Below are 1,253 nucleotides of genomic sequence, written 5' to 3'. Positions count from 1 at the left end.
GTATGATTGTGCTTAAAGATGATTTTGTAGGTTCAACCAAAGAAGTAGAACAAGCGCTTGTGGCTGCCGTTCGCAATCAAATAGGCGCTATTGCATGCTTAAAAAATATCGTTAGTGTCGATAGGTTGCCAAAAACTCGTTCAGGTAAAATTTTACGTAAAAACCTACGTCAACTAGTCGATGGCGAAGAATTACAAATACCTTCAACCATAGACGATGCCAGTATATTTGAAGAAATAAACCAACAACTTACACAACAGTAACCCCCAAGCAATAAAAGCCATTTTTAAAAATGGCTTTTATTCTAAATTAATCGGTTTTCTGGTATATGCCCTCTTGAGCCATTATTGTTGTTTGAAGCATAAGTTAGCAAAGCCACATTCGATTTCACTGAGCTACAACGACACAAGTCAAGTGTAACTTGGCATAATATTGAAGCTTATAATGGTATAAAATTATTAAATACAGACTTTAAAAAGCCAATTTCATGAAAATACAGCCAAGTTTAGTTGACTGCTATGTGCTGTGAGCGGACGGTCGTAACCTTACTCAGTTGTTATACGCGTTTCTCAACTTTCCAAGGAGGATTTAAACGGTTTTCACCTGCCCAGTAAAGTTTGATTTTGTTACCAGACGGATCTTTAAGTATTGCTTCTTTCCACAAGTACCGCTGCTCTGTTGGTTGTTGTTCAAACTGAAAACCTTTCTTAGTCAACTCAGCACACAGTTCATCAAGTTTTTCATGCTCGAAGTAAATCACAGAATTGTTTTCAAATTCACCGGATTCGAGTGATAAGGAAAAAGTAGAATTCCCGTCTGGGCAAGAAAACCTTGCGTAATGAGGCGTATCGACAATTTGAGTGAAGCCGAGTTTTAGATAAAAGTTAGCAGCAACATCCATATCTTTTACTGGTAAAGTAACCTGGTTAAGTTCCATTTAAACTCCTAGCGTATAACGAGCCTGTAGATTAACTCGTTTTTTTATTGATAAACAAACCATAACTGAGTTCCTATTTTGGTTCAATCGATAACAAGCCCTAAACTTGACAGCCATTCTAATTAAACAAATAAAACTGTGCCTAGATTCTAATTGGCAGTGCAAAATTTAGATTGGGTGTCCGGTTTATTTTATTTCCCAAAGAAAACTGATTTTTCAACTATAACTAATGAACAACTCCAAGAGGTTGTAATGAAAATTAATACTCGCCCAAGGAAAATACTAAATTATCAGACAGCTGAAGAAGTCTTTATTA

General features: G+C 36.1%; 2 protein-coding genes. One reads left to right on the top strand and one right to left on the bottom strand.

Features of this window, described 5'->3' with window-relative positions; genetic code table 11:
• On the top strand, nt 1-263 hold a 263-nt coding region (locus H5119_RS19900), incomplete at its 5' end, for an AMP-binding enzyme (RefSeq protein ID WP_404936266.1).
• Between the two features lie 293 nt (nt 264-556).
• Here the strand turns inward: H5119_RS19900 and H5119_RS19895 are convergent.
• A complete protein-coding gene (locus H5119_RS19895) occupies nt 557-937 on the bottom strand; it encodes a VOC family protein (RefSeq protein WP_182703465.1) in 381 nt (126 codons plus the stop codon).
• Nucleotides 938-1,253 lie beyond the last annotated feature (316 nt).

This window comes from Pseudoalteromonas sp. SG45-5, from assembly GCF_014164085.1.
In the GTDB taxonomy this organism is placed as follows: domain Bacteria; phylum Pseudomonadota; class Gammaproteobacteria; order Enterobacterales; family Alteromonadaceae; genus Pseudoalteromonas; species Pseudoalteromonas aliena.
The sequence above is the reverse complement of the archived record's forward strand: the minus strand, read 5'-3'. Positions and strand labels throughout refer to the sequence as shown.

Coding starts and splice junctions, on each gene's coding strand:
- H5119_RS19895 (WP_182703465.1), bottom strand. CDS start 937: ATGGAACTTAACCAGGTTACTTTACCAGTAAAAGATATGGATGTTGCT.